Below are 21,651 nucleotides of genomic sequence, written 5' to 3' on the forward strand. Positions count from 1 at the left end.
GGAACATGACCAGCAGGACGCCGAAGCGGGCGCTCAGCGAGCCGGTGAACCTGCATAGCGACGCGGATACGCGTCGCTATGCCAAGGAGGCGGTGCGGGTATTTCTGAAAGCCTATGGTAGCGGACCTTCAAGCCGATGAATGTCGGCGACTGTGCCTTTTCAGGCAAAAGCAGACGATCCCTTCTCCACCCATCTCAGGCAAAGGGAAAGCACTCGGCGGTGGCTGTCCCCGGAAGCTTGCCATTAGCATGCTCAGGCCGGAGAAGTGTTCAACGATGCCCAGTTTCTTCCTCAGAGCAACGCGACCGGAACGGCAGGACGTATGGTTCAAATTTACATCGTTATCCCACAGTATTAAACAGAACCTGTCGTAAAGACGAAGTGCTTTGAAAAGGAATGAAATGGGCCGCCAAAACACATTCGATGGTTTGTCCGAGTTTTTGGCTATTGCAAAGCGGCAGAGCGTCCGAAAAGCTGCGCTTGACCTTGAAGTGACGCCGGGCGCGATCAGCCAAGCGCTGCAGAAGCTTGAGCGGCGTCTTGGAGCCCCGCTCTTCCACCGCACGACACGGCGGATATCATTGACGGAGGCAGGGGAGACCCTGCTTGCGAAAATTGCCCCTGCAGCGCAACTCATCGAGACGAGCCTGGGGGAGACGCTCCAGCATTCAAACGAACCGTCCGGCACCTTAAAACTTATTGTCGAGCGCCTTGCGTTGCCCCATGTCATAGAGCCGATACTACCGGCTTTTCGCGAAGCCTGGCCGAACGTGAAGGTCGATATAACTGTAAGCAACACGCATGGTGACTTTATCGCCGACGGTTACGATGCGGGCATCCTCATCGGATCATATATCGCCAAGGAGATGATAGCGGTGCGGCTTTCGCCGCCCTTCAAATGGGCGGTCTTCGGATCACCTGACTACTTCAGGGAAAATGGGCGCCCTCGGGTGCCGGGCGATCTTACGAAACATCAATGCGTCCGGTTTCGCCGGCCGGAGAAGGGCGACATCTATCGGTGGGAATTCCTCGAGGACGGACAAAATGTCCGCATAGAGCCGAACGGCCCTCTGACGGTGAATGACGGGGAGCTTATGCGGAAAATTGCATCGCAAGGCTTGGGCCTGATCTATTCGTCGACATTTCACGCATCAAGAGAGCTTACAAACGGCCAGCTTGAACCGGTCCTGCTCGACTATTCACCAGGCAGCGATGGTCTCTTTCTGTACTTCACCAGGACAACGCAAAACCAGCCAAAGCTGCGTGCGTTCATAGAGACCTGTTCCCAACTGAGGCGCTCATTGGCCTTAGCCAGCGGCAGCTCAACTGCCCACAAGCCCAAATGATGTAAGTTCTGCGCGGCGAGGCGGTCTTATGGGTAAGCAAGCGTTTTGAGATACGTGATAATGTCCGCCCGATCGTCAGGTCTCACAACGGTTAAGGTCATGCGCGTGCCCTGCAACATCCTGGCTGGACCAGACAAGTATGCATCGAGCGTGTCGTCGGTCCAGATTATGTTCGAATTCAGGATGGCCGTGGAATAACGGTAGCTCTCTATCGCTCCGGCTTTCCGCCCGAACACGCCATTCAAAGTCGGTCCGGACCTGTTTTGGCCCTCGATCGAGTGGCATGCTGCACATCGATTGAAGAGCTGTTTGCCGCGAATGGCGTCTCCCTCTGCAAACACGGAGGCGGAAGAGATGACAAGCACGAGCGGCGTTATGGTAAGGATAGGCAGGATCTGCATCGTGCTCTAGGCCTTCCTCAGGTAATCGGTATTGACCGGTAGCGTTCGCACACGTTTCCCAGTTGCCGAAAAGATCGCGTTGGTGACGGCTGGAAACACAGCTGCGGTCGCCGCTTCACCTATTCCTCCTGGCGGCTCGGCACTCGGGACAATATGGGTTTCAACGTGGGGTGCCTCATCGATGCGAAGCGGCAGGTAATTGTCAAAATTGCTTTGCTCGACGCGGCCGTCCTTGAGGGTAATCGCGCCATAAAGAGCAGCCGTGAGGCCGTACAAGGCGCCGCCTTCCATTTGGGCCGCAATCGTATCGGGATTTACTGTCAATCCGCAGTCTACAGCCGTGACGATACGTGTAACCCTGACCGCGCCGTCGCCGCCGACAGTGGCGTCGGCAATCATTGCGAGATAAGTGCCGAATGCGAACTGCACGGCGACACCCCTGCCCTGCCTGGCGGGGAGCGGCTTGCCCCACTCCGCCTTCTCTGCTGCCAGTTCCAGCACCTTCAACGCACGAGGATTATCCGTCAAAAGTCGCGTGCGGTATCCGACCGGATCGACTTTCGCTGCAGCGGCCAGTTCATCGATGAAGCTCTCGACCATAAAGACGTTGTGGGCGGGCCCGACACCGCGCCACCAACTGGTGAGCACACCTTGTGGCTCGACCTGGTTGAACTCGACCTGTATTGCCGGAAGCCTGTATGGTGGATGGACCGCCCCCTCGACGCCATCGGGATCCACACCGTTCTTCATTGCGGCTGGTGCGATGCGTGCAAAAATCGAAGATCCGGAGATACGGTGCCTCCACGCGACGGGGTTTCCCTGCTCATCAATCCCCCCTGACATTCGATCGTAGTAGTAGGGGCGGTAGTATCCGTGCTGAATATCTTCCTCGCGGCTCCAGATCACCTTGACCGGGCCGTCGACCTGCATCGCGACCTTGACGGCGTGGATGATCCCGTCGACTTCGAGGCGGCGGCCAAAACCGCCGCCGACGATGTGATTGTTGATGGTGATCTTCTCCGGCGGCAGTCCGGTAACTGCCGCGGCCGCGAGCTTGGCTGCGGAGAGGTTCTGGGTTCCGACCCAAAGTTCGCAAGCATCTTTGCGCACGTGCACCGTGCAGTTCATCGGCTCCATCGCGGCGTGGGAAAGGAAAGGCAATTGATAAACGGCATCGATCCGCTGCGCTGCGCTCGCCAGCGCCTTCTCCACGTCGCCTTCGCTGCGTGCTATGGCGCCTGGCTTTACTGATTCCTGGTCCAGATGTCGTACGATTTCGGCGCTTGACACGTGTGCATTAGGACCGTCGTCCCACTCAATAGCCGCCGCCTCGAGCCCCTTCTTGGCCGCCCCGGTATGATCCGCGACGACCGCCACGGCGCTGTCCGTCAGCACGACCTGGCGAACGCCCTTGATCGCGAGTGCGGCCTGCTCATTGGCCGACTTCGGCTTCCCGCCAAGAACCGGCGCGATTGCGATCGCTGCGATCTTGGTGCCAACAGGAAATGCGTCGATGCCATACTTGAGCGACCCGTTGACCTTGCCTGGCGTATCCAACCGCTTTGCGGACCTACCCAGGAGCTTGAAATGCTCCGGAGACTTGAGCACAACATCTTCCGGATCAGGAGCAGGAAGCGACGCAGCAATGTCGACCAACACGCCATAGGCTAGCTTCTTCGTGCCGTTCTCGTTGAGAACAAAGCCATCCTCGGCGCGCGTGGTTGCGGGATCGACATCCCACTCCTTTGCTGCGGCCCGAATGAGCAGGGTACGGGCCATCGCACCGGCCCTACGCAAGGGCGTCCAGAAAGCGCGTATTGACGTGGAACCACCCGTCATCTGACGCCCGAGCATTGGATGGGCGTACAGGGCCTCGTTAAGGGGCGCATGCTCGAGCTTTACATCATCAAGTGCAATTTCCAGCTCTTCAGCGAGCAGCATTGCTTGGGCGGTGTAGATGCCCTGGCCCATTTCCACTTGCGGCATGACCAACGTAACAAGGCCGTTCCGGTCAATGCGAATGAAAGCATTGGGAGCAAAATCCGCGGCGGCATTGGCAGAGAAACCGGGGCCGACAGCGAGATTGACGATGAGACCACCTCCAGCCGCAGCGGTCGCTTTCAGGAAAAGGCGGCGGTTCAACTCTGGACCGGGAGCACTGTTTGACATGATCTTGTCTCCCGTTAGGCGCTTGCACTTGCACGCTTGATGGCGGCGCGGACGCGCTGATACGTTCCGCAGCGACAGACGTTGCCTGACATTGCGTTGTCGATGTCGTCGTCGGTGGGCTTCGGGGTTTCGTTGAGTAATGCTGCGGCAGACATCAACTGCCCTGACTGACAGTAACCGCATTGGGGGACTTCAAGCTCGGTCCACGCATCCTGCAGTGCCTTCCCATGCGCGACAGTATGTAAGGCTTCGATCGTCGTGACCTGGCTTTCTCCGACGCTTTCTATGGAAGTGACGCAAGAACGAGCGGCCACGCCATCGACGTGGACGGTGCAGGCTCCACAAAGTGCTTGTCCACACCCGAACTTGGTACCTGTCATACCAAGCACGTCGCGAATCACCCAAAGGAGCGGGGTGTCGCCGTCTACATCAGCAGTGTAACTGCGGCCGTTGACTTGGAGCGAAAATGTCATTCGTCTACTCCGGGTTTTGACCTCGAGCGCTCTGCGAAGATTATAAACTTATTGGCCAAAATAAACGTTCAATCACTTTACTGAATGTATAGCTACGCTGAACAATCCGTTGGGATGCCCGAACGTCGACGAGGCAGCGAAATTTGCATTCACCAATTTTGTGGGGACCTCTCCTGGAAGAGAAGCTGCAGTGGAGACAGGCTCGAACCCGTGCAGGTGCGTTTGTTATCAGAAACGACCGCCGCTATTTCTGGGTCCCTGCGCGGGAGAGTTGGCGTGCTTGCCAACCATTCGGTCCATCGAAGCTGGAACGCCGCGGGGGCGCGGAGCATGGGTGATCCGATTGGGCCACTTAGAAAAGGTCGCAGGAACCCTCGGTTTCCGGTGACAGCGGCGATTTTAGAGTTGGGATTCCAGAGGCGACGCTACCGATTTGACGTGGCAATTTTGACCGCTATCCCCACGAATACCACGCCAGCCGCGCGGTCGAGCCACAGTCGACTTTTTGAAGATCGCCGTAGCCAGCTGCTGAGGGACCCGGAGAGAACGGAAATGAGCGCAAAGGAAGCGAACGCGCAAACGATGAACACACCTCCGAGCGCCAGCATCTGGAGGACAACGCTACCTCGCTCTGGCGCGGTGAATTGCGGTAGGAAAGCAAGGAAGAAAATCGCCACCTTAGGATTGGTGACGTTCATCATAACGCCGCGGGCGAACATCTGCCAAGCGGGCTTAGCTCGCCCTTTGATGCCCTCCGGTTCATCGGGCTTCGAGGTGAAGGCCTTGTAGGAAAGGTAGAGCAAATAGATCGCGCCTACAATCTTGAGGGCATCGAAAGCTGTCTGAGAGGTTTGGAAAATCGCCGCTACTCCGAGCGAGACAGCTACGGTGTGAACGATTAGGCCAGCGCAGAGACCAAGCGTGACGTATATTCCTACGGCCCTGCCAGAGAGAGCGGATTGGGTCAGCACAAAGAGATTATCGGGACCCGGCACCCAAGCCAGGAGAGTGGCAGCACCTACGAAGGTGAGGAGTGTCTCGAGCGATAACATGTCTCCCCTTCACATGAGTTCAGCGGAATAGCAAGTTCTCAAACATTGAACAGTGTGTCTGCTTCACATTTCCTGATGAATGGTGGAGCGCCCAGGGCCGAGCTGTTTTGCCGCTTGGATGTGTTCTGGCCCCGATCAGCTTCATGGCAGCCTCGACTTTCTCTATCTCGGATGGCTGCTCCCGCGCCGTTAGCTTGGAAGGCAACGATGTGCCCTCGAAAAAAGGCCCTAGACAGGGCTTGAGGAGCCTCGACAATGTGGCTCAATGCTTATTCATCTCGCTCGGTAAAGTATGATTTAATCGCAGTCCCCTGTAGGCTTCTATGATTGCAGGCGGCGCTGTCCACTCGTCTCAAGAGCCTTGAGCTATCTTGATCCTCCGCTTGGACGAGCACCTACGGTACCCGGTCAGGTGCAACGATACCGCCTTCATTCTCAAGTATGTCGATACCTTTAGCGACAGATTTTGAGAATTTCAGCCGCACGCCGATGCCCCCGCCGTGTCAAGGATGAAGACGGCCCCGGCGCTTTCCAGGGCTGTTTGCAAGGCAAGCACTTCAACATCATCCGGTTTGTATCGGGCCGCCGATCTCGCGGCAAGACGCGCCGCCCGCCGAAAAATACGGCGAAGATCACCAGCGTGATCAAGGCAATGAGCAATCTGCTCGCGACAAGGGAAGAGCCGGTTGTTCACGCGTGCTCCCTTTCGCATAAAGCTAAAATCGTTAGGGTCGGGCTGCGGCGGCGCGGCTGCAGCCCCAGCCCCTTTTCGCTTCATCAGGCCTCGAGCCAGACATATTCCGCAAAGGCATAGCCCATCTGGCCGCCGAGCGGGTTGGGTTCCAGCCCCTTGAGCTTGGCGGTGCTCGCATCGACGTTGGAGATATAGGCCGGGATGATAGTGCCGGCTTCGTTGGCGACCATCACCTGCATCTCGTTATAGATCGCCTTGCGCTTCTGCTCGTCGAGCGAGCCGCGTGCCTCGATCAGCATCTTATCGAATTTTTCCGACTTAAACTGGCTTTCGTTCCAGGGTGCTTCCGACGTGTAGAGCAGCGAGAACAGGATGTCCGGCGTCGGGCGCGGATTGATGTTGCCGAAATGAACCGGCGCCTTGAGCCAGTAATTGTCCCAATAGCCGTCAGAGGGCACGCGCTCGACATCGAGCTTCAGGCCGATCTCGGCGGCGGAGGCCTGGATGATCATCGCCATGTCGATCGATGAGGTTGCTGCCTCCGAGGCGATCACCGGAATCGATTGCCCGAGAACGCCCGCCTTCTCGAAGTGGAACCTCGCCTTCTCGGGATCGAAGGCCCGCGGCTTCAGGTCGGCATTATGATAGAAGTTGGCCGGCGAGACCGGCTGGTCGTTGCCGAGTTCGCCGAGGCCGCGGAGCGCCGACTTGACGATTTGCTCGCGGTTGACGAGGTACTTCATGCCCTCGACGAAGTCACGCTTGCTGCCGGGCTCCATGTCCAGGCGCATGTTGAGGTTCGTGTAGTTGCCGGAGGTGGTCTTCGACAACACGAAGCCGTCGCCCTGGCTCTCGACAAGGCGCATGGAGCGCGGATTGATGTTGGCGGCCAGGTGGATGTCGCCGGAGAGCAGTGCATTGACGCGTGAGCTGTCGTCGCTGATCGCGAAATACTCGAAGGAATCGACGTGCGGGCCGGACTTCCAGTAGTTCTTGTTCTTGACGGCGACCGAGCGCACGCCCGGCTCGAAGACTTCTCGCACGAAGGCGCCGGTGCCGTTCCCCTTGGAGAAGTCGGTGGTGCCGTCGGCGACGATCATGAAGTGGTGCAGCGACAAGATGGTCGGCAGGTCGGCATTCGCGTCGGCAAGGGTAATCTCGACGGTCTGCTTGTCGACCGCCTTGAAGCCGGTCATCTGGGCCGCGATCTTCGCGACCTTCGAGCCGACGGATGGATCGAGATGGCGCTTTAGCGAGAAGATCACGTCTTCGGCCGTCAGCGGCTTGCCGTCGTGGAAGGTGATGCCGCTCTTCAGCTTGATCGTCCAGGTCTGGGCATCCTTGGACTCGATCGCCTCGGCGAGTTCCATCTGCGGCGTGCCGCTTCTGTCGAGGAAGGTGAGGCGGTTGTAGAAGGAGCAGCAGCGGACGTAATCAGTTGAAAGCGAGGCCTTCGCCGGATCGAGCGTATCGGCGGTCGAAGAAGACCAACCGGCCGCCTTGAGCGCGCCGCCGGAGACCGGTGTTGCCGCAACCGCGTTACCGGCTCGGCCGAGCACGAGGCTGCCTGCCGACATCGCCACACCGCCCGCGAGCAGCAGCTGCAGCAGTTCGCGGCGGGTCGCGCCGCGACGAATGGCGTTTTCGACCATGGCGTCGTCGGAGCGGGTCCAATTGGTGATCTTGTCGTTCATGTCGTTCCCCTTTCTGTTGTTGGCGGGGTGCCCGTCTGCCAGCGGGCTTTCCCCAATCCGGTGTTGAAGTCAGTTGAGTGCGGCGCCGGTAGCACCGGAAGAGCCGGCAACGCGCAAAACATAGAAACACTCACTCATCGCCTCATCCTATTGCTCCATGCTCTGTGTGCGATCGCCGGCCCGAGCTTCGGCGCCGGCAAATCGTTCGATCCGGAAATCGTTCAGCGGTGTGTCGGTTTTTCCTGTGGCGATCATCTCCGCCATGACGTCTCCGACGCCCGGTCCGAGCTGAAACCCATGGCCGGAGAAGCCAAAAGCGTGAAAAAGCCCCGGCGTTGTGGCCGATGGGCTCATCACCGGTAGACCATCGCCGACATAGCCCTCGCAGCCCGACCAGGTGCGTATCACGGTAAGATTCGCGAGCGCCGGAAGGATCGGCAACAGGGACAGGAGCTGCCCCGGCAGGCGGGCCGGGTCAGCCTTGGCATGACCGGCCTCCAGCGAAACGTCCGTGCGCTCCGCGCCGCCGCCAAAGACGATGTTGCCGCGCTCCACCTGTCGCAGATAGCCGCCGCCATGGTCGTGCCCCCAGACGCCCACGACGGGAGAGATGCGATGGGGTAGCGGTTCGGTCACCCCCATCTGCGGACCCTTGGCGGCGATGGGGACGCTTTCGCCGAACTGTGCGGCGATCCTGGCGCCCCACGCGCCGGCCGCATTGAGCAGGACCTGCGCCGCGTGGCGACCTTTCGACGTCGTGACTTCGAAGCCGGAAGCTGTCTTCGTAATGGCGCCGACGCCGGCCTCCTCCACGATCGTGACACCGAGGCGGCGAGCCGCTTCGGCAAAGGCAGGAGCAACAAGGCGGGGATTTGCGCTGCCATCCTGGGGGGAGAAGGATGCCGCGACGGCCCTGCTCCCGAGGCCGGGGAAGCGCGACTTGAAGTCTTTCGGCTCCAGTTCTTCGAGATCCAGGCCCCAGGGCTTCGCGGCCTTTGCGAATGTCCGCATTTCGTTCACGGCTTTTTCCGTGAATGCGAAGCGCAGGTGACCCGTCGCGCGGAATTCGACATCGCGGCCGAGCAGACTCGCCGCCTGTCCCCACAGTTGCAGAGAACGATAGGCGAGGGGAAGCTGCGGAAGGTAGCGGCCGCTGCGGCGGATGTTCCCGAAGGAAGCGATCGTCGCACCCGTTCCGACTCGGTTGCGCTCGATCAGGGTCACCCGGATGCCGCGCCGGGCCAGAAAAAATGTCGACGCGGCTCCCATGAGCCCACCGCCCAGAACAATTGCATCCATTCGATCTGTCCAGTCCTGCGCTTGTCAGTAGCCGAGCCTTCACGATTTAAGGGCCGGGGTCAAAGTCGAGTTCGACGCATTCCCATAAGTCCGGCCTATGGGATCGCCGCCGTCCAGGGGTATAAGCAAACCTTATGGGGGGCGGTTTTTTCGCTCTTGGACCTCACAGCCGCATCCGTGCCAGCCTTGTGTCAATTTAATGAGAGGATACGACATGGGACGTGAGGCGGCGCTCAAAGAGCATGAGCGCAAACAGCAAGACTGGAAGATTGGCGTCGATATCGGTGGAACGTTTATCGACTTCTGTGCACTAGAAACGCAAAGCGGGCGCGTCGCGTCCCTCAAGGTTCTCACGACGCCGGACGATCCTGGCGCGGAATTGATGACCGGGCTCTCCCTCCTCGCCGATCGCGAGGAGCTCGACCCTGCTGCGATAAGTCGGTTCGTGCACGGCACGACCGTGGGCATCAATACGGTGATCCAACGGCGGGGCGTGTCGCTCGCCCTCCTTACGAATGCCGGTTTCGAAGATGTGCTGGAACTCGCACGGCTCCGCATGCCCGACGTGTATTCACTTTTCTGCTCACGTCCGGATCAATTGATCGCGCGTGACATGATCTTCGGAATTCCCGCCCGTCTGCGGGCGGATGGAACCGAGGCGCTGGCGCCGGATCTTTCGGCCGTCGCTCGCGCTGCCGCCCGTGCCAAGTCCAAGGGCGCGGCGGGTGTGATCGTTTCCCTTCTCCATTCCTGGCGCAACGACGCCCAGGAAGAGGCCGTCCGAGCGGAAATTGAGAGGGTTGCGCCCGAGCTCTTCGTCTTCACCTCCTCGGAGGTCTGGCCGGTCATCCGTGAGTATGAGCGAACCACGACGGCCATTCTCAACGGTTATGTCCATCCGCGCGTGGCGGGCTACCTGACTGCGCTTGAACACAAGCTCGCCTCGCGCGGCGTGACGGCGCCGGCACTGCTGACCAAGTCAAACGGCGGCGTGATGGATGCGGCCGAGGGCAAGCGCTCCTGCGTTCAGATGCTTCTGTCGGGAACGGCTTCCGGCGTGATCGGCGCCGCCTGGCTTGCCCGCCGCGCGGGAGAAAGACATATCCTGACACTGGACATCGGCGGGACGTCCGCCGACTTTGCGCTCATCATCGACGGCGAACCCCAATTCGGTACGGGCGAGTTGATCGGCGAATTCCCGCTGCACATCCCATCGGTTTCCGTCAGCTCCATCGGGATCGGCGGCGGCTCGATCGCCAGTGTCGATGCCCATGGCGTGCTGCGCGTCGGGCCGGAATCGGCCGGATCGACGCCCGGGCCCGCCTGTTACGGGCGGGGAGGCCAACATGCGACCGTCACAGACGCCATGGCGGTCTGCGGTTGGCTGGGGCATAGTCAGATGGCCTATGGACAGCTGCAGATCGACGTTTCGCTCGCTAGGGCTGCCGTTGCGTCGCTCGCCGAACAGATCGGCCGAACGCCCGAGCAGGCGGCCCAGGCAATCCTCGACGTGGCGATCTCCGAAATGTTTGTCGAGGTGGAAAAGCTCGCCTCGCGTGCGGGCGTCGATCTCAGAGAGTTCACCCTGATGCCCTTCGGCGGCGGAGGTCCGATGCTCGGCGCTTTCCTTGCCCGGGAGTTCCGAATGGCGAAAGTCATCGGCCCGCCGCGGCCGGGCGTCGTTTCCGCGCTTGGTGGTCTGGTGGCTGATCTGCGCGGCGATTTCATCCGGACCGTCTTTACAGAACTCACGCGCGACGCCCTGCCGCTCCTGCAAGGTTCGCTCGATTACCTGTCGGTCGAGGGACGGAGCTGGCTGGCCAAGCAGGGGCATGTCGGATCGGCGACGCTCAATCTGGCCGCCGACATGCGTTACGTCGGGCAGAGCTTCGAGATCGAAGTGCCCATCCTGGCTAGCTGGCTTGAAGAGGGGGATATCGACGCCATCGAACAGGCATTCCACGCAATGCATGCAAGGCTTTATGACTTCCACGATGCGGACGGCGAAATCGAAATCGTCAACCTGCGCCTTGCCGCGATCGGTGCCGGACCGATGCTGGAGCTTGCGGTCGAGGCTCAGGTCGAAGAAGCGGAGATGAAGCCGGAGAGGCACATTCCAGTCTTCATAGGCAAGGCCATCGCGGACATCGGGCTCTACCGGCGCGATCGTCTTCGTCCGGGCGGGCACTTTTCGGGTCCGGCCATCGTGGCGCAGGAAGACACGACGTTTGCTATACCCCCAGGCACTGAGGTCAAAGTCGACAGGCACCTCAACCTGCAACTGACCTTTCCGGAGTAACCGTCCATGTTCGACCCTATGAACCTTCAGGTGTTCGCCAACCACACCCGAGCGGCGGCCGAGAACATGGCCTACACCCTTCAAAGGACCGCCCATTCGGCCTTCGTCAAGGAGACCGAAGACTTTACTGTCATGCTGATCAACCATCGTGGCGATACGTTCGGCATCCCGATGGGGCTAGGCGCGACCTGGTATCCGGGCCTTACCTATACCCGCGCGATCGACATGGTCGATGGCTACAAGCCGGGCGATGTCGCCTTCACCAACGATCCCTATTCATGCTTCGTGGCGACCCATGCGCCCGATACCCATCTCTGGAAGCCCGTCTTCCACGACGGCGAGATCATCGCCTGGACAGGCGGACACATCCACAACACCGATATGGGGGGGGCCGTCCCGGCATCGCTGTCGCGGGCGCTTACCGAAATCCACCAGGAGGGCATTCGCTTCCCGCCGATGAAGCTGGTGAACGAGGGCGTCTTTGACGAGGACATCCTCAAGATCATCACGACCAATGTCCGGAAGCCCGACCTTAATATCGGTGACATCAAGGCGCTGGTCGGCGCTCTCAATACCGGCGAGCGCAAGATCCTCGCGATGGTCGACAAGTTCGGCAAGGAGGCCTTCCTCGCCGGGACCGAAAGGCTGCTCGACCATGCCGAGGCCCAGGCTCGCGCGTTGCTCCGCTCGATGCCCGATGGCACCTGGGAATTCGTGGATTATGCCGACGAGGACTCTGTCGAAGCCAATCCATGCCGACTGAAACTCACCCTGACGATAAAGGGTGACGAGGCGATCCTCGATTTCACCGGCTCGGATCCACAGCTTGGTTCGTCGCTCAACGTGCCGTCCGGCGGCGATCCCCGGCACACGATTTTGCTCGTCGGCGTCTATTACGTTCTCTACACGCTCAATCCGAAGATCCTGCTCAACACCGGGCTGACACGACCCTTTACCTGCATCGCGCCGAAGGGCAGCGTCCTCAATCCGGTCTCCCCCGCCGCCGTTGGCATGCGCTCGCTGACATGCGCGCGTCTACGCTCGGTCGTCTTCGGCGCCTTCTGCCAGGCAGTGCCGGACAAGCTGCCGGCAGCGCCGGCCGGCAACAATTGCATCGTGAACGTGATGACGACGGACGAACGGACCGGACGGACCGTGATCGCCGCCGTCAATCCGGTTGTGGGCGGCGGAGGCGGCATGCCGCATCGCGACGGCACGAATGGATCCGGTGCCGACGCGGCCTATCTGAAGAACACGCCGATCGAGATCACCGAGACCGAAGTCCCGATCGAATTCGTCAAGTATGGCCTTGCAAGGGATAGCGGCGGGGCGGGGCGCTGGCGCGGCGGACTCGCGACCGAAATGGCGTTCCGCGTCTTTTCACCCGGCAGCCGCATCACGGCGCGCAACCGTGATCGCAGCGTCTTTCGCCCCTGGGGCTTTCTCGGCGGTCGGGCCGCAGGGCTTTCCGACATGGTGGTCAACCCGGGGCGTGACGACTATCGCCGGCTCGGCAATATCGATACGGCGATCCTGCAGCCCGGCGACGTGCTCGAAATCCGCTCTGCCGGTGGTGGTGGTCGAGGTGATCCGCTCGAGCGGGAAGTCTGGCGCGTCGTCCAGGATGTGGCGCGCGGCTATGTCTCGCAGGAGGCGGCCGAACGGGACTATGGCGTCGTGATTCAGGATGGTGTGGCCGACGAAGCGGCGACGCAGGCGCTCAGGAAGAAGATGCGTCAGCCGATAAGTCAGTTCCATTATGGTCCCGAGCGCGACGACTATGAAGCGCAGTGGACGCGCGCCGCCTACGATCTGTTGACCGAGATACTGGCGGGCCTTCCCATCCATTGGCGTTTTTTCACGAAGACGGAAATTTTCCGCCGCATGGGCGGCCGCTCCGGACCCGACGGCGTGGCGGCAGCTTTCTCCGATGTGAGGGCGCGATTCAGGGAAATGCCTGAGCCCGTGGCCATCGTGAAAGAGGCGGCCGAATGATCTCGGCGCGACAGGGTGGCGGGCGGCTTGTCCGGCTCGCCGAGCAGGGAAGGCCGCGCATCGGCTTCCGCCTCGACGGAGTCGACTGCGAGGCTCTGGCGGGCGATACGGTCCTAACGGCCGTTCTCTCCGTCAAGGAGGCAGTCAGGCAATCGGAATTCGGTCCGGAGAAGCGGGCCGGGTTCTGTCTCATGGGTGCCTGTCAGGATTGCTGGCTCTGGCAGGAGGATGGTGCGCGTCTCCGGGCTTGCTCCACCCTTCTGACCGAAGGAATGCGGCTGATGACGTCGGAGCCTGAAGGATGGCTGTCGTGACGGGACTTAACGAACGCGTCGTCATCGTTGGCGCCGGTCCTGCTGGCATCCGGGCAGCGGAGACGCTGGTTGCGGCAGGCTTACGGCCTGTCGTGATCGATGAAGGCGTTCGGGCCGGTGGCCAGATCTATCGCCGTCCCACGGAGGGCTTCGTGCGCAAGCCCGCGGAGCTCTACGGGTCCGAGGCAAGGAAGGCGGTCGGCCTTCACGGTGTTTTCGATAGCATGGTCGCCTCCGATGAGCTCGAATTCCTAGCGCAGAGCTCCGTTCTCTCCTGTGCCGGACGGGTACTTTATGTGCTCACGCCGATGGGTCGCCGTGAAATCGGCTACGACCGGCTGATCCTCGCGACGGGGGCGATGGACCGCGTGGCGCCCATTCCCGGCTGGCAAGCGCCCGGTGTCTATAGTCTTGGTGCGACCCAGATCGCGCTGAAGGCTCAGGGCGTGGCGCTCGGCAGGAACATCGTCCTTGTGGGGTCCGGCCCCCTTCTGACGCTTGTGGCCTACCAGCTCCTCAGGGCCGGCGCGGGCGTGGCTGCCGTTCTCGATACGTCCGGAATACGAAATCAACTTGCCGGCCTCCCGGGGATGATGAGCCGGCCGGGGCTCGTCTTGCGCGGACTGACAATGCGAGCAAGGCTCGGTCGGCTCTATCATGCCGGGGTTACCGTCGCCGGCATCGATTCGGATGACAGCGGCCCGGTCGGTCTTCGGTGGCGCGACGCGGGCGGCAAATTTCACAGAACCGCCTGCGACATGGTCGGCTTAGGCTGGCACCTTCGGGCCGAGACACAGCTTGCCGCCTTGGCAGGTTGCCAGTTCGATCACGATCGCGATTGGGCGCAATGGCTACCGCGCGCCGACCGCATGGGGCGTGCGGGCGACAGCGTATACCTTGCTGGGGACGGCCTTCGCATCCTTGGAGCCGACGGGGCCGAATTGGCCGGTCGCCTCGCGGCAAACGCCTGCCTTTCGGACATGGGATTGACCCGAGCGGACAGCGCGGGCGATCTTCGCCGTTTGGCCCGCTACGAGCGTTTCGCGCGGGCCATGACGCGGGCCTTTCCCTGGCCGGCGCAGATGATCCGGCACCTCGACGATGAAACGATAGTATGTCGGTGTGAGGGTGTGACCGCAGCGCAACTGAGGGAGGGCGTCACACTGGGAGGGGCAGACGCCAATCGCGTGAAATCGCTTGCCCGGGTGGGCATGGGCCGGTGCCAGGGACGCTGTTGCCAGCTTGCGGCCGCAGAAATCATTGCCGAATCCGCAGCGATCGATTCCGCCGAGGCGGGGCGTTTGCGCGATCAAGCGCCCGCGCGCCCCTTGCCGGTCGCGGCGTGGATACGGGACGCCTGACGCGGCGGTCGATGCCAAAAATAGCACTCAGGTCTTGTGGCCGTCTGCATTCAGCACGGCGGCACAGGCATCGCGAAGATTGTCGCGCATGTCGCTGTGGCTACCTGTCAGGGGCCGGTCCTTGCTGGTCAGCAGCGCAATCGGAACGGTGGTGCGCTGCTTCAAGGGCCGGCGCACCAGGCCGGGAAACTGTTCCCATGGAAGCAGTCCATCAACGATAGCAACGCCGAAGCCATCTCGGACGAAGGGGAGAGCTGTGATCGATATATCGATCTCGATAGCGGGATTGAACATCTGCTTTTCGGCGGCCGCAGCGCTTAGAAGAAGGCGCCCAGGAAGCGTCCCGGCACGATAGGAAATCAGCGTCTCGTTCTGCAGATCGGCGAAGCCGATCTCAGCGCTCTCCGACAGCCGGTGGTTTTCCGGCACGATACAGACCAGAACGGCATGGCCGAGCGTTTCCACCTCGATACCCGGCCTCGCTCCGTCGTTCATCACGACACCTAGCGGTGCATCGCCGTTCTGGATCATGTCGACGATGTTTGTGAGTGGTGCGATCAGCGATCGCACCACCACATCGGGATGCGCGGCACGGAACGCGAGAAGTGCCTTCGGAACGATCGACATGGCGGGTGGTGCCGAAGCAGCGACCCGGATAAGACCGGTGCGACCAAATCGCATATCCGTTGTCCGCCTTCGAAGCGCACCAAGCTCGGCAAAAATCCGCTCACATTCTGGATAGAGCTCCTCGGCCTCCCTTGTCGGCACGAGTTTGCCTCGGATGCGGCTGAAAAGCTTGAAACCGAGCTGGTCTTCGGCGTGGAGGAGGATTTGGCTGAGAGCAGGTTGCGAGATGTTGAGCATCGAGGCCGCGCTCGTCACTGTCCCGCACCGCATGAGCATACAAAAAACTTCGAGCTGACGGGCCTGCATTTGTCCAAACCTTCACGATCGACGATAAGTCGAGCCACACATCTTCTTCGTTTTGCATACTGTCAGAGAACTTCGTTATCAACCAAGTGGCTAGATCAGTGTCGCGTCGTTAGGTGGGGCAAGGTTTGATACGCCAACTGGGCTAGAGCTTGCCTGAAAGGCAAACAACACCATTTTACAATTGGTCAAGGGTATTGTCGGCTTTAATGCCTACCGGGCGGGATGCGTCCCAAGGTAGCCGCGAGATAGGATCTCGCGCTGACACTGCAGAAGAAATTCAAACGCGAAACAGGCTGGTCAGCGGCATGTGCGCTTTGATGACTGGTGACTTCAGCACGACGTAGCTGAAGTATTTGTCGATGCCGATGTCCATATCGGTCAGGCGCTCCATGATGAGCTGATATTCGCCGATGCCAGCGGTGATGAATTTAACGAGATAGTCATAACCGCCCGAGACGAGGTGGCATTCGACCACTTGGTCAAGTTTTTCGACTACAGCGATGAAGCGGGCAAAATCAATCTGCCGGTGGTTCTTCAAGGTAATCTCGGTAAAGACCGTCAGTGTCTGTCCGAGCTTGCCTATATTGACCTGCGCGGAGTATCCTTGGATGTAACCCTCTTCCTGCAGCTTCTTGACCCGCATAAGGCAGGGGCTCGGCGAAAGATGGACCAACTCGGCGAGCTCGACATTGGTGATCCGCCCGTTCTTCTGTAGTTCGTAGAGGATCTTGATATCGATCCGGTCCAGTTTCATGGGCGCTCTCCCAGGGCGGGTGCTGACAAGCAAAGTTAGTGCCTCCCGGCTTCCTCCACAGCTGACCCCCACTCGGAAGCGCGGAGACATAGATGCTTAGAGGCTTACAAGCAAAGCGCAAGCTAATTCATTCGCTGTATCGCTATCAGTTGACCATGCTTGTGAGCTTCGGATCGCGCGTGCGAAGGCCGGAGCGATAAGCCGCGGGTTGCCGTAACCGTCCTCGAGCGAATAGGACGCGGCGATCGCAGGGCAGCGAGGTTTGGAGCGGCCCACCGCAACAGCCTCAGCGCTGGTCCCAGCGATCCAGTATCTCATAGAAGACGACTGCCAGCGGCAGGAACCAGGGCCTGCCGCGGTAAAGCGGTCTTGTGCGGAACGGCAGGTCGGCATAAGCGCTCGCATGTTCAGCCTCGCCGAGCATGCGCTGCGCTATCTTGTGGCCAAACCAGCTCGCGCGGGCAATACCGGTGCCGTTGTAGCCGCAAGCATAGAAGATGCCCTCGTGCTCGCCGAGATGCGGCAACTTGTCGAAGGTGAAGCCGGTTTGGCCGTGCCAGTAGTGGGCGATCTTCCCCCCGCGCAGTTCCGGGAAGACCTGAAGCATCTGCTTGCGCAGATGGCCAGCGTTGGCCGCCGCGACGTTGTTGCCCGCCAGCTTGAGCACTCGTCCGCCGAAGAGGATGCGGGTACCGTCGGGAGAGGGGCGGAAATAGGTGACGACGCGCTGGCTTCCTGCCAGCATACGCCGTTTCGGGATGAGACGGTCCATTACCGCGGTTGGCAGCGGCTCGGTCGCGATCATCGCGCTGCGTATCGGGATGATCCGCCGTTGCAGAAAAGGCAAGAGCGAACCAGTGTAGCCGTTGGTGGCGACGAGGAGCTGCCTTGTGGCGATCCGCTCCCGGCCGACGGACAGTCTGAATCCTCCGGCCTGGGTCTCGATGGCCGACACCCTCGCCCCGCCGAAGATGCGGACGCCGGCGCGCCGCGCCGCGTCTGCCAGGCCCGTGACGTAGCGCGCGGGATGCAGCCCCGCATAGCCGGGCATGGCGAGGCCGCCATGATAGAGGTCTGTGCCGATCTCGCCTTGCTGCTCCGCGCGGGGCACGAGATAGGCATCGCAGGGCATTGCCTTGCGGATACGGTCGAGATTGCGACCCATGGCATCGTAGAGGCGCGGCGTCATCGCACCGCGGAAATAGCCGACCACCGCGAGATCGCAGGCGATGGCCTCGCGGGCGACGATGTCCTTGACGTGCTGGAGCGCGAGGAAGCTTTCCGCGACGATGGAGCGGGCCTTTTCGGCACCGTAGGCCATCGCCGCATCGAAGGTGGCCCAGCCCGGCCCCAACATGCCGCCGTTGCGGGAGGAGGCACCCCAGCCCGGCGCCTCCGCATCCAGAACGGTGACCTCTTTGCCGGCCCGCGCCAGCGTGAGTGCGGCATTGAGCCCGGTGAAACCCGCGCCGACGATCGCAACCTCGCTCCTTGTCGGAAGCTCGGTCCGGTCCTCCGTGATTGGCTTGGCAACTTCCCACCAATAAGGGCTCTCGACCGCGTCGTCGCTAAAGAATGGACCAGTCAGATGAGCCATGCGCGTATCTTTATGACTACAGGATGCGCCGCAGGAAGTCCTGGGTGCGCATGTTCCTGGGCCGGGTGAGCAGCTCCGAGGGTGGCCCCTCTTCGACCAGGACTCCTTCATCGAGGAACAGGACGCGGTCGGCGACATCGCGTGCGAAGCCCATCTCGTGGGTGACGACCACCATGGTCATGCCCTCGTCGGCGAGGGTGCGCATTACCGAGAGCACTTCGCCGACGAGTTCCGGGTCGAGCGCCGATGTTGGCTCGTCGAAGAGGATCGCGTCAGGCTTCATGCCAAGCGCACGGGCGATCGCGACACGCTGCTGCTGTCCGCCGGACATCTGGCTCGGATAGGCGTTCATCTTAGGGGCGAGGCCGACGCGCGTCAGCAGGTCGCGCGAACGAGCAAGGACCTCCTCACGCGGCTCCCTCTTCACGTAGGTCGGGCCCTCGGCGACATTCTCCAGCGCCGTGCGGTGGGGGAACAGGTTGAAGCGCTGGAATACCATGGCGACGCGGCTGCGCACCTGACGGATGCTGCGCCGGGCCGTGTCTACCCGTTCTCCATGCACAATGATCTCGCCGCCTTGATAGGTCTCGAGACCGTTGATGCAGCGCAGTAGCGTCGACTTGCCGGAGCCGGAGGGGCCGATGATGCAGACGACTTCGCCCTTCTTTACCGAGAACGAGACGTCGTGGATGACTTCGTGCGTGCCGAACGCCTTGCGGACGTTGCGCAGTTCGATGATGCTCATCGGCCTTGTCCCATCCGTCGTTCGAGCCAGCCGTTGAGGGCCGTGAGTGGCAGGCTCATGGCGAGATAAGTCAGCGCCACGAGGGTGAAGATCGTCGTGTTCTCGAAGGTCGAGGAAGCGAGAAGCTTGCCCTGCAGTGACAGCTCCGCGACCGTGATGGTCGAAGCCAATGACGAATCCTTGAGCAGCATGACCATAGTACTGCCATAGGGCGGCAGCGCGACGCGGATCGCCTGAGGCAGGATGACGCGCCGCATCAGCAAACTCCAGCCCATGCCGATCGACAGCGCGGCCTCCGTCTGCCCCCGGTCGATCGCCTCGATCCCGGCGCGGAAGAGCTCCGCCATATAGGGCGAGTAGGCGATGCCGAGGCCAATGACCGCCGCCTGGAGGGCTGTCAGAGACAAGCCCAGATCCGGCATCACGAAATAGATGTAGAACAGCGTCACCATGCCGGGGATGCCGCGCACGACGACGATCATCGTGCGTGCCGTCCAGGCGAGCGGGGCAATACCGCTCACCCGCATGAAAGCGAGTGTCAGGCCGAGCACGGTCGCGAGCACAAAAGCGCCGAGCGTCACCAGTACTGTTAAGTAGGCGCCCTGCATCAGAACCGGAAGGAAGGTTGGAACCTGGCTGAGGAAATGAGTCATGGTTCGATCCACTAGGGGGGCCTAGAGGCCCCACTTCTTCAGGATCGCATCGAAGCGCCCGTCCTCTTTCATCCTGGCGAGGCTGGCGTTTATCTTCGCCAGAAGCTCGACGTTACCCTGCTCAACGGCGATGTTGATCGGCCCCACCACCGACGGCTTGTAGGAGTTGACGAGGCGCAGCTGCGGAAAGCGGCCCTGGGCGAGGTTGTAGGCCAGGATAGGATAGTCGCCGATGCCGGCGTCGATCCGCGAATTGGAGACGTCGCGCAGGATATCGGGCAGGCCGTCATAGGCGCCAACCTCGGCTGGAGCGCCGGAAGCCTTGAGGGCGTCGATATAGCGCGTGCCGATCTGACCGCCGACCCTCTTGCCCTTGAGGTCGTCGAAGCCGCCATATTCCTTGGTATCACCAGCCGGAACCACAAGCCCTTCGCCGTAAGCGTAGACGTCATCGCTGAAGTCGACGACCTTGGCCCGCTCCGGCGAGCCGTACATGGCGGCTGAGATAATGTCGATCTTGCCGGACGACAGCGCTGCGATCAGGGCGGAAAACTGCATCGGCTGGATTTCGACCTTGAACCCAGCATCCTTGCCGATCTCCTCGATCACGTCGACCATCAGACCCTGAATGGTGTTGGTCTTGGCATCGAGGAATGTGAAGGGGGTACCTGTCGGCGTCGAGCCGACCTTGTAGACGGTCTGCGCCTGGGCGGCGGCGGCCGCGGCCGTCATGGCGAGCACAGCAAGAGCAGTTCGAAAATTGATCATCCCATTCCCCTTCCGTTGAACTTGTCCCCGGCCTTCTGAGCCGGCCAATGCAGGATATGAGTCCCTGTCAATTCGGAACAATACGGATTCCTGCCGAGCCCATAAGGCGAGCTTATGAGACCGGTAAGCCGCATGTTCCACCCGTTACGCAATAAATCCGCGGCCCGATGCGTCTCAGGCAAATGACGAGATAACCGGCTTGAGGGGTCTTGTGGCTTGTCGCCGACCGGTGAAAGAACTGGCCATTCCGAGCCCGAGGAAAATCTGCTTCCAACACTAGGCTGGCAGTGAGTTAATGCCTCGACATTGACTTACTTCAATCGGACGGAGGAATGACAATGCAGGCACGAATATCTGTCCTGACGCTTGGCGTCGCCGACCTTGAACGGTCGCTCGCGTTTTATCGCGATGGTCTGAAACTGTCCACGCAAGGGATCGTTGGCAGGGAATTCGAACATGGCGCCGTGGCATTTTTCGATCTCGCGAGTGACATGAAACTGGCAATTTGGGCGCAGGATGACTTGGCGCATGACAGCGGCTTGTCGAAGACACCAACCAGCGCGACTTCGTTCTCGATAGGCCATAATGTCTCCCGCCGAAGCGAAGTGGACGAGGTCATGGATGAGGCAGCCGGTGCCGGCGCGCGGATCGTGAAACCTGCAGGAAAGACATTCTACGGTGGATATGCCGGATACTTCACTGATCCGGACGGGCATCTGTGGGAGGTCGTGTGGAACCCGGCCAATCAGCCGCCCGAAGGTCGAGGTGAGTGATCGGTCGCACGACAATCTCGATTTCGCGCTCGTCCGGCAGCGGGACCCGAACGCCGTCACGGAGCGATATTCGTAGTTCGGGTCCGGTCTCGATAAATAAGCGGAGCAATACGATCGGCAAGGTTGCTGCTGTCGTGATGATCTTGAAAGTCTGGCATGGGATTCCGGAAGACACATTAATGGGCCCGCCATCCTTACGACGCTGGCCCGGAACTGCTTCGTCGGTAGCCTCGCTAATCTGATCGTTGCTGGACGCACGTCGGCGCAGGCATTCACCTGACATCTCGCAAGCACGCCAAAGCTGGAGTGCCGATCACGGTGCTTTCCATG

The 21,651-nt window shown here is 60.9% G+C and carries 20 protein-coding genes; 7 read left to right on the forward strand and 13 right to left on the reverse strand.

Going from position 1 to position 21,651, the window contains the following annotated elements:
- The first annotated feature begins 5 nt into the window (after positions 1-5).
- The gene (locus NXT3_RS33025; RefSeq protein ID WP_272938895.1) at positions 6-140 is read left to right on the forward strand and encodes a hypothetical protein; all 135 of its coding nucleotides are present in this window, start codon (positions 6-8) and stop codon (positions 138-140) included.
- A 262-nt stretch (positions 141-402) separates the two neighbouring features.
- Positions 403-1,347, forward strand: a complete 945-nt coding sequence (locus tag NXT3_RS25720; RefSeq protein ID WP_104840933.1) for a LysR family transcriptional regulator — start codon at positions 403-405, stop codon at positions 1,345-1,347.
- A 26-nt stretch (positions 1,348-1,373) separates the two neighbouring features.
- On the opposite strand, the gene NXT3_RS33400 is transcribed toward NXT3_RS25720, so the two are convergent.
- From NXT3_RS33400 to NXT3_RS25755, 7 genes are all read right to left on the reverse strand, one after another.
- Complete coding sequence (locus NXT3_RS33400; RefSeq protein ID WP_104840934.1) at positions 1,374-1,748, reverse strand: c-type cytochrome; 375 nt, start codon at positions 1,746-1,748, stop codon at positions 1,374-1,376.
- Positions 1,749-1,754: 6 nt separating this feature from the next.
- A complete protein-coding gene (locus NXT3_RS25730; RefSeq protein WP_104840935.1) occupies positions 1,755-3,917 on the reverse strand; it encodes a xanthine dehydrogenase family protein molybdopterin-binding subunit in 2,163 nt (720 codons plus the stop codon).
- A gap of 14 nt (positions 3,918-3,931) precedes the next feature.
- Entirely contained in the window at positions 3,932-4,390 is a 459-nt protein-coding gene (locus NXT3_RS25735) for a (2Fe-2S)-binding protein (protein WP_097525686.1), read from the reverse strand.
- 425 nt (positions 4,391-4,815) lie between these two features.
- Positions 4,816-5,442 carry a LysE family translocator gene (locus NXT3_RS25740; protein WP_097525687.1) on the reverse strand — a complete coding sequence of 209 codons (627 nt, stop codon included), beginning with the start codon at positions 5,440-5,442 and terminating at the stop codon, positions 4,816-4,818.
- 475 nt (positions 5,443-5,917) lie between these two features.
- Positions 5,918-6,136 carry a hypothetical protein gene (locus NXT3_RS32795; RefSeq protein WP_202862282.1) on the reverse strand — a complete coding sequence of 73 codons (219 nt, stop codon included), beginning with the start codon at positions 6,134-6,136 and terminating at the stop codon, positions 5,918-5,920.
- An 83-nt stretch (positions 6,137-6,219) separates the two neighbouring features.
- A complete protein-coding gene (locus NXT3_RS25750) occupies positions 6,220-7,830 on the reverse strand; it encodes an ABC transporter substrate-binding protein (RefSeq protein WP_104840936.1) in 1,611 nt (536 codons plus the stop codon).
- 147 nt (positions 7,831-7,977) lie between these two features.
- The gene (locus NXT3_RS25755; protein WP_097525689.1) at positions 7,978-9,129 is read right to left on the reverse strand and encodes an NAD(P)/FAD-dependent oxidoreductase; all 1,152 of its coding nucleotides are present in this window, start codon (positions 9,127-9,129) and stop codon (positions 7,978-7,980) included.
- A 214-nt stretch (positions 9,130-9,343) separates the two neighbouring features.
- On the opposite strand from NXT3_RS25755, the gene NXT3_RS25760 reads away from it, so the two are divergent.
- The 4 genes from NXT3_RS25760 to NXT3_RS25775 are packed head-to-tail and all read left to right on the forward strand — an operon-like array spanning position 9,344 to position 15,098.
- Positions 9,344-11,428, forward strand: coding sequence for a hydantoinase/oxoprolinase family protein (locus NXT3_RS25760; RefSeq protein ID WP_097525690.1), 2,085 nt, complete (start codon positions 9,344-9,346; stop codon positions 11,426-11,428).
- Between the two features lie 6 nt (positions 11,429-11,434).
- Positions 11,435-13,423, forward strand: coding sequence for a hydantoinase B/oxoprolinase family protein (locus tag NXT3_RS25765; RefSeq protein WP_097525691.1), 1,989 nt, complete (start codon positions 11,435-11,437; stop codon positions 13,421-13,423).
- Positions 13,420-13,737, forward strand: coding sequence for a (2Fe-2S)-binding protein (locus tag NXT3_RS25770; RefSeq protein WP_097525692.1), 318 nt, complete (start codon positions 13,420-13,422; stop codon positions 13,735-13,737). The genes NXT3_RS25765 and NXT3_RS25770 overlap by 4 nt, the downstream gene beginning before the upstream one ends.
- Entirely contained in the window at positions 13,725-15,098 is a 1,374-nt protein-coding gene (locus NXT3_RS25775; RefSeq protein ID WP_104840937.1) for an FAD/NAD(P)-dependent oxidoreductase, read from the forward strand. Before NXT3_RS25770 ends, NXT3_RS25775 begins: the two co-directional genes overlap by 13 nt.
- A gap of 27 nt (positions 15,099-15,125) precedes the next feature.
- On the opposite strand, the gene NXT3_RS25780 is transcribed toward NXT3_RS25775, so the two are convergent.
- The 6 genes from NXT3_RS25780 to NXT3_RS25810 form a co-directional block, all read right to left on the reverse strand.
- A complete protein-coding gene (locus tag NXT3_RS25780; RefSeq protein ID WP_097525694.1) occupies positions 15,126-16,031 on the reverse strand; it encodes a LysR family transcriptional regulator in 906 nt (301 codons plus the stop codon).
- A gap of 277 nt (positions 16,032-16,308) precedes the next feature.
- Positions 16,309-16,785, reverse strand: coding sequence for an Lrp/AsnC family transcriptional regulator (locus NXT3_RS25785; protein ID WP_104840938.1), 477 nt, complete (start codon positions 16,783-16,785; stop codon positions 16,309-16,311).
- A gap of 286 nt (positions 16,786-17,071) precedes the next feature.
- On the reverse strand, positions 17,072-18,382 hold the full coding sequence (locus tag NXT3_RS25795; RefSeq protein WP_097525696.1) for an NAD(P)/FAD-dependent oxidoreductase: 1,311 nt from the start codon (positions 18,380-18,382) through the stop codon (positions 17,072-17,074).
- Between the two features lie 16 nt (positions 18,383-18,398).
- Positions 18,399-19,121: an amino acid ABC transporter ATP-binding protein gene (locus tag NXT3_RS25800; RefSeq protein WP_097525961.1), complete on the reverse strand. Its 723-nt coding sequence runs from the start codon at positions 19,119-19,121 to the stop codon at positions 18,399-18,401.
- Positions 19,122-19,123: 2 nt separating this feature from the next.
- A complete protein-coding gene (locus NXT3_RS25805) occupies positions 19,124-19,780 on the reverse strand; it encodes an amino acid ABC transporter permease (RefSeq protein ID WP_097525962.1) in 657 nt (218 codons plus the stop codon).
- Positions 19,781-19,801: 21 nt separating this feature from the next.
- Positions 19,802-20,548, reverse strand: a complete 747-nt coding sequence (locus NXT3_RS25810) for an ABC transporter substrate-binding protein (RefSeq protein ID WP_104840939.1) — start codon at positions 20,546-20,548, stop codon at positions 19,802-19,804.
- Between the two features lie 338 nt (positions 20,549-20,886).
- Between NXT3_RS25810 and NXT3_RS25815 the strand changes: the two genes are divergently transcribed.
- Positions 20,887-21,321, forward strand: a complete 435-nt coding sequence (locus NXT3_RS25815) for a VOC family protein (protein ID WP_097525698.1) — start codon at positions 20,887-20,889, stop codon at positions 21,319-21,321.
- The last annotated feature ends 330 nt before the right edge of the window (positions 21,322-21,651 follow it).

The organism is Sinorhizobium fredii, from assembly GCF_002944405.1.
GTDB lineage: Bacteria > Pseudomonadota > Alphaproteobacteria > Rhizobiales > Rhizobiaceae > Sinorhizobium > Sinorhizobium fredii_C.

Excerpts from the sequence above, each read along its gene's own strand:
- NXT3_RS33025 (WP_272938895.1), top strand. The coding sequence starts at position 6 with ATGACCAGCAGGACGCCGAAGCGGGCGCTCAGCGAGCCGGTGAACCTG.
- NXT3_RS25720 (WP_104840933.1), top strand. The coding sequence starts at position 403 with ATGGGCCGCCAAAACACATTCGATGGTTTGTCCGAGTTTTTGGCTATT.
- NXT3_RS33400 (WP_104840934.1), bottom strand. The coding sequence starts at position 1,748 with ATGCAGATCCTGCCTATCCTTACCATAACGCCGCTCGTGCTTGTCATC.
- NXT3_RS25730 (WP_104840935.1), bottom strand. The coding sequence starts at position 3,917 with ATGTCAAACAGTGCTCCCGGTCCAGAGTTGAACCGCCGCCTTTTCCTG.
- NXT3_RS25735 (WP_097525686.1), bottom strand. The coding sequence starts at position 4,390 with ATGACATTTTCGCTCCAAGTCAACGGCCGCAGTTACACTGCTGATGTA.
- NXT3_RS25740 (WP_097525687.1), bottom strand. The coding sequence starts at position 5,442 with ATGTTATCGCTCGAGACACTCCTCACCTTCGTAGGTGCTGCCACTCTC.
- NXT3_RS25750 (WP_104840936.1), bottom strand. The coding sequence starts at position 7,830 with ATGAACGACAAGATCACCAATTGGACCCGCTCCGACGACGCCATGGTC.
- NXT3_RS25755 (WP_097525689.1), bottom strand. The coding sequence starts at position 9,129 with ATGGATGCAATTGTTCTGGGCGGTGGGCTCATGGGAGCCGCGTCGACA.
- NXT3_RS25760 (WP_097525690.1), top strand. The coding sequence starts at position 9,344 with ATGGGACGTGAGGCGGCGCTCAAAGAGCATGAGCGCAAACAGCAAGAC.
- NXT3_RS25765 (WP_097525691.1), top strand. The coding sequence starts at position 11,435 with ATGTTCGACCCTATGAACCTTCAGGTGTTCGCCAACCACACCCGAGCG.
- NXT3_RS25770 (WP_097525692.1), top strand. The coding sequence starts at position 13,420 with ATGATCTCGGCGCGACAGGGTGGCGGGCGGCTTGTCCGGCTCGCCGAG.
- NXT3_RS25775 (WP_104840937.1), top strand. The coding sequence starts at position 13,725 with ATGGCTGTCGTGACGGGACTTAACGAACGCGTCGTCATCGTTGGCGCC.
- NXT3_RS25780 (WP_097525694.1), bottom strand. The coding sequence starts at position 16,031 with ATGCAGGCCCGTCAGCTCGAAGTTTTTTGTATGCTCATGCGGTGCGGG.
- NXT3_RS25785 (WP_104840938.1), bottom strand. The coding sequence starts at position 16,785 with ATGAAACTGGACCGGATCGATATCAAGATCCTCTACGAACTACAGAAG.
- NXT3_RS25795 (WP_097525696.1), bottom strand. The coding sequence starts at position 18,382 with ATGGCTCATCTGACTGGTCCATTCTTTAGCGACGACGCGGTCGAGAGC.
- NXT3_RS25805 (WP_097525962.1), bottom strand. The coding sequence starts at position 19,780 with ATGACTCATTTCCTCAGCCAGGTTCCAACCTTCCTTCCGGTTCTGATG.
- NXT3_RS25810 (WP_104840939.1), bottom strand. The coding sequence starts at position 20,548 with ATGATCAATTTTCGAACTGCTCTTGCTGTGCTCGCCATGACGGCCGCG.
- NXT3_RS25815 (WP_097525698.1), top strand. The coding sequence starts at position 20,887 with ATGCAGGCACGAATATCTGTCCTGACGCTTGGCGTCGCCGACCTTGAA.